The sequence below is a fragment of the Polaromonas sp. P1_G4 genome (assembly GCF_056405475.1).
On the sequence record NZ_JBFUCA010000271.1, the window covers coordinates 1 to 5,656 of the forward strand.

At 64.6% G+C, this 5,656-nt stretch carries 3 protein-coding genes; all 3 read left to right on the plus strand.

The genetic code is table 11. The features are described 5' to 3' along the window. On the plus strand, window positions 1–1,038 hold a 1,038-nt coding region (locus AC1D1X_RS14060), incomplete at its 5' end, for an efflux transporter outer membrane subunit (RefSeq protein WP_477698488.1). 50 nt (window positions 1,039–1,088) lie between these two features. Continuing rightward, window positions 1,089–2,267, plus strand: coding sequence for an efflux RND transporter periplasmic adaptor subunit (locus AC1D1X_RS14065; RefSeq protein ID WP_477698489.1), 1,179 nt, complete (start codon window positions 1,089–1,091; stop codon window positions 2,265–2,267). Between the two features lie 11 nt (window positions 2,268–2,278). Beyond that, window positions 2,279–5,401, plus strand: coding sequence for an efflux RND transporter permease subunit (locus AC1D1X_RS14070; RefSeq protein ID WP_477670613.1), 3,123 nt, complete (start codon window positions 2,279–2,281; stop codon window positions 5,399–5,401). Window positions 5,402–5,656: the final 255 nt, after the last annotated feature.

Here is a 5,656-nt window from a genome sequence, read left to right on the forward strand (position 1 = left end):
AGCCGGGATGCCGATCAGCAGCGGCTGGAGGGCTCCCAGGCGCTGTGGCATTCGGCGCGGGTATCGATTGCCGCCGAGGTGGCCACCCAGTACTACAGCCTGCGCGCTTGCGAAAAGCTGCTCGAGGTTGCGCGCTCCGATGCCGCATCCCGGGGTGAAACTGCACGTTTGGCGGAACTCAGCACCAGGGCAGGTTTTCAGGCGCCCGCCACCGCCGCATTGGCCAGGGCCAGCGCGGCCGAAGGCAACAGCAATGCCATCCAGCAGCGCGCACTGTGCGACCTGGATGTCAAGGCACTGGTGGCCCTGACTGCCATCGATGAGCCCGCACTGCGGCAAAAACTGGCCAGCACACCGGCCGACCTGACACAGGAATCGGTAGCGCCTGTCATCAGCGTGCCGGCGGAAGTGCTGGCCCAGCGGCCCGATATCTTCAATGCGGCACGCGAAGTGGACGCCGCCCACCTGGAAGTCGGCAGCGCACGCGCTCAGCGCTTTCCAAGACTCAACCTGAGCGGCTCGGTTGCGACCTCCAAGTCGTACACCGCCAGTACCACGCAGCGCTTTGACACCTGGACCGTCGGGCCGCTGCAGCTGACCATCCCGATCTTTGACGGCGGCGCCAGCGAAGCCAATGTAGAAGCCGCCAAGGCGCGCTACGAAGATGCCGCAGCCCAATACCGCGGCAGCGTGCGAAAAGCCGTACGGGAAGTCGAAGAAGCGCTGGTGAACCTGCAAAGCACGGCTGAACGCAGCCAGGATGCATTGATCGCCACACAAGGCTACCGCGCGTCGTTCGTCGGCACCGAAGCCCGCTACAAGAGCGGGCTGGCGAGCCTGGTCGAACTTGAAGACGCCCGTCGCACACTGCTGGCCGCACAAAGCGCCCTGGTCACGCTGCAACGTGACCGGCGCAGCGCCTGGGTTGCGCTGTACCGGGCGCTCGGCGGAGGCTGGACTACCGCCGAACCGCCTGTGCCGCCGCTGGTCTCCGATGTGCCGGCACCTTTCACCCCTGCTGCCCTCACCGCCCCCTGAGGCGCGGTTTGCCGACCCTGCCACACCTTATGACAGATCCTTTGAACACCATGCCAAACTTCAAACTAAAACCCGTCGCTCTCGCTGTGATCGCCGGGGCCGTGCTCGTTGCCGGGGCCGCAGCTTTTTTTCTTCTGAAGGCCAACGCAAAAGAAGACAAGGCAGTCACCGCAAAGCCGGCACTGACTGTCGCCACCGCGCTGCCGTCTCAAGTGACTTTGCCGGTGAAACTGAGCGCCAACGGCAATATCACCGCCTGGCAGGAGGCCGTGATCGGCTCCGAATCGAACGGCTTGCGGCTGGTGCAGGTGCAGGCCAATGTGGGCGACCAGGTCAAGGCCGGGCAGGTGCTGGCGGTGTTCTCGGGTGACAGCGTGCAGGCGGACACGGCCCAGGCCAAAGCCAGCCTGATCGAAGCCCAGGCCAACGCGGCCGACGCGGCAGACAACGCTGCGCGCGCGCGCACGCTGGCGAATTCGGGCGCTTTAAGCGAGCAGCAGATCAACCAGTACAACACCGCCGAGCAAACGGCCAGGGCGCGTGTCGAGGCGGCCAGGGCGCTCCTTGAGGTGCAGCAGGTACGCGGTAAAAACACGCAGGTGCTGGCGCCCGACAACGGCGTGATCTCCGCACGCACCGCAACGGTAGGCTCGGTGGTGCCGGCAGGCACCGAGCTGTTCCGCCTGATCCGGGGCGGCCGCCTCGAATGGCGCGCGGAAGTCACCTCGGCCGAGCTGGGCCGGATCAAGGCCGGCACGGTCGCCAGCGTGGTGGCGGCCAGCGGCGCCGAACTCAAGGGCCGGGTGCGCATGATCGCCCCGAGCGTGGACCCGCAGACCCGCGCGGCGCTGGTCTATGTGGACCTTCCCGTTTCGGCCGGCATGGCTTCCCCGGCCAAGGCCGGCATGTTTGCCCGCGGCGAATTCGATCTGGGCAGCACGTCCGCGCTGACCGTCCCGCAACCTGCGCTGGTCGTGCGCGACGGGTTCAACTACGTCTTTCGCCTCAACCCGGACAACCGCATCAGCCAGCTCAAGGTGCAGACCGGCCGGCTCGCCGGCGACCGGGTCGAAATTACCTCCGGCCTTGCTGCCGATACACGGGTGATCGTCAGCGGGGCGGGCTTCCTCAACGACGGCGACCTGGTCCGGGTCAGCGACGCCACCCCTGGAATTACGGCAAATCCGGCTATAGCGACCGCCAGTCGTGCGCAAGCAGCTATCAAATAAGGAGCGACTCGATGAACGTCTCCTCCTGGTCAATCAAGAACCCGATCCCTGCCGTCATGCTGTTTGTGCTGCTGACGTTCGCCGGCATGCTGTCGTTCAAGGCGATGAAGGTGCAAAACTTTCCCGACATCGACCTGCCGACCGTGACGGTCTCGGCATCGCTGCCGGGCGCCGCGCCCGCCCAGCTTGAGACGGAAGTAGCCCGCAAGCTTGAAAACTCCATTGCCACCGTACAGGGCCTCAAGCACATCTACACCAAGGTGCAGGACGGCGGTGTGAGCGTGACCGCCGAATTCCGGCTGGAAAAGCCGGTACAGGAAGCCGTGGACGATGTGCGCGCGGCCGTGTCGAAAGTGCGCAGCGAATTGCCCGGCGATGTGCGCGATCCGGTGGTCAGCAAGATGGACCTGGCCAGCCAGCCGGTGCTGGCCTTCACCATCCGCTCGCCGCGCATGGACGAGGAAGCGCTGTCCTGGTTTGTCGACAACGACATCTCCCGCAAGCTGCTGGCCGTACGCGGCGTCGGTGCGGTGAACCGCGTGGGCGGCGTCTCGCGAGAAGTCCGCATCGCGCTGGATCCCTCGAAGCTGCAGGCCCTGGGCGCGACAGCTTCCGACATTTCCCGCCAGTTGCGGCAGGTGCAAACCGAAAGCGCGGGTGGACGCGCCGACCTGGGCGGCAGCGAGCAGCCCATGCGGACGCTGGCGACGGTGAAGTCCGCACAGGAGCTGGCGCAGCTTGAGCTGGCGCTCAGCGACGGACGGCGTATCCGCCTCAGCGAGGTCGCCGCCGTGAGCGACACGACCGCAGAACCGCGCGCCGCCGCGCTGCTCGACGGCAAGCCTGTCGTCGGCTTTGAGGTGTCCCGCAGCCGGGGCGAAAGCGAAGTGGCGGTCGGCGCCGCCGTGCAGGCGGCGCTGGCCGAGCTGAAGCAGCAATACCCCGAAGTGGAAGTCCACGAAGCCTTCAACTTCGTCACGCCGGTGCAGGAAGAGTACGACGGCTCCATGCACCTGCTGTACGAAGGCGGCATCCTGGCGGTGCTGGTGGTGTGGCTGTTCCTGCGCGACTGGCGCGCCACCTTTGTGTCGGCCGTGGCGTTGCCGCTGTCGGTGATCCCGGCTTTCATCGGCATGCACCTGCTCGGCTTTTCGATCAACGTCATCACCCTGCTCGCGCTGTCGCTGGTGATCGGTATCCTGGTCGACGATGCCATCGTCGAGGTCGAAAACATCGTGCGGCACCTGCGCATGGGCAAGTCGCCGTACGAAGCCGCCATGGAGGCAGCCGACGAAATCGGCCTGGCCGTGGTGGCCACCACGTTCACGTTGATCGCCGTGTTCCTTCCCACCGCCTTCATGAGCGGCGTGGCGGGAAAATTCTTCAAGCAATTCGGCTGGACGGCCTCCCTGGCGGTGTTTGCCTCGCTGGTGGTGGCGCGCGTGCTGACTCCCATGATGGCGGCCTACATCCTCAAGCCCGTGGTGGGCACGCACTCCGACCCAGGCTGGATGAAGTGGTACATGCGTGCCACGACCTGGTGTCTGCATCACCGCCTGAAGACCATGATCCTGGCCACGCTGTTCTTCTTTGGCTCGGTGGCCTTGATCCCGCTGTTGTCCACGGGTTTCATTCCGCCCGACGACAACTCGCAGACACAGGTCTACCTGGAACTGCCGCCCGGCGCAACACTGGCGCAAACCCGGGCCTCGGCCGAACATGCGCGATTGCTGATCAGCAAGGTCAAGCACGTCAAGAGCGTGTACACCACCATCGGCGGCGGGTCGGCCGGCACCGACCCGTTCGCGATGCAGGGCGCAGCGGAAACCCGCAAGGCCACACTCACCGTGCTGCTGGACGAGCGCAGCGAACGGCCGCGCAAGCAGGGGATTGAAAGCAAGATGCGCACAGCGCTGGAAGCCCTGCCGGGCGTGCGCAGCAAGGTGGGGCTGGGCGGCTCGGGAGAGGCTTACATCCTCATGCTGACTGCTGAAGATGCCAATGCCCTGCAAACCGCGGCGCTGGCGATTGAAAAAGACCTGCGAACCATTCCCGGTCTGGGCAATATCTCGTCCAGCGCCAGCCTGGTGCGCCCCGAGATTGCCATCAAGCCGGATTTCGCCCGGGCAGCAGACCTGGGCGTGACCAGTTCAGCCATGGGTGAAACCCTGCGCATCGCCACGGTTGGCGACTACGAAGAGTCGCTGCCCAAGCTCAACCTTTCGCAGAGGCAGGTGCCCATCGTCGTCAAGCTGGATGAAGCGGCGCGCAAGGACCTCAGCGTGCTGGAGCGTCTTGCAGTTCCCAGCGTCAAGCCGGGCGTCGGCCCCGTCATGTTGGGACAAGTGGCGAGCCTGGAGATCACGGCCGGCCCGGCCGTGATTGACCGCTACGACCGCTCCCGCAACGTCAAGTTCGAGATTGAACTGTCGGGCCGGGCGCTGGGGGACATCACCGAAGCCGTGAAACTGCTGCCGTCCGTCAAGAATCTGCCGGCCGGCGTCAAGGTGGTGGAAGTCGGCGATGCCGAGGTCATGGGCGAACTGTTTGGCAGCTTCATCCTGGCCATGGCGACCGGCGTTCTGTGCATCTATATCGTGCTGGTGCTTCTGTTCAAGGATTTCCTGCACCCGGTGACCATCCTGGCCGCCCTGCCGCTGTCGCTAGGCGGCGCCTTTGTCGGCCTGTTGATCGCACAGAAGAGCTTTTCCATGCCCTCGCTGATCGGTCTCGTCATGCTGATGGGAATCGCGACCAAGAACTCCATCTTGTTGGTCGAATACGCCATCGTCGCGCGGCGCGACCACAATATGTCGCGCTGGGATGCGCTGCTGGACGCCTGCCACAAGCGGGCACGGCCCATCATCATGACCACGCTGGCCATGGGCGCGGGCATGATGCCGATTGCCCTGGGCTTCGGCGCGGCCGACTCCAGCTTTCGCTCACCGATGTCGATCGCGGTGATCGGCGGCCTGATCACCTCCACCGTGCTCAGCCTGCTGGTGGTGCCTGCCGTGTTTACCTACATCGATGACCTGGAGCGGCTGATCAAGCGCATGGCGGCAAGATTGCGCGGCCACGGCAGTGAAAAGCCTGAAAACGGCCAGCCCGCCGCTGAATCAGGCGCCCCATAAGCTGCAAAATAATGCACATACAGCCGCGTACCGCTTTGTAAAAGGCGGATCAGACGTGTAATTTTGCTGATTTGGACAGGTCCGTCCGAGTGAATTAGGGCTGACCGTCCAATACCCCTCGCTTATACTTGCAGGTTCAGCTTTACATTTCTTAACATGTCAAAACGCGTACTGCTTTCGGGCGCAACAGGCCTGATTGGCGGCGAATTAATGCTTCTTTTGGCTGCGCGCGGCGTTTACAGCACTGCTGTGGTG

What these genes read in the sequence shown, in the direction of transcription:
- AC1D1X_RS14065 (WP_477698489.1), top strand. Translation starts at nt 1,089, where the DNA reads ATGCCAAACTTCAAACTAAAACCCGTCGCTCTCGCTGTGATCGCCGGG.
- AC1D1X_RS14070 (WP_477670613.1), top strand. Translation starts at nt 2,279, where the DNA reads ATGAACGTCTCCTCCTGGTCAATCAAGAACCCGATCCCTGCCGTCATG.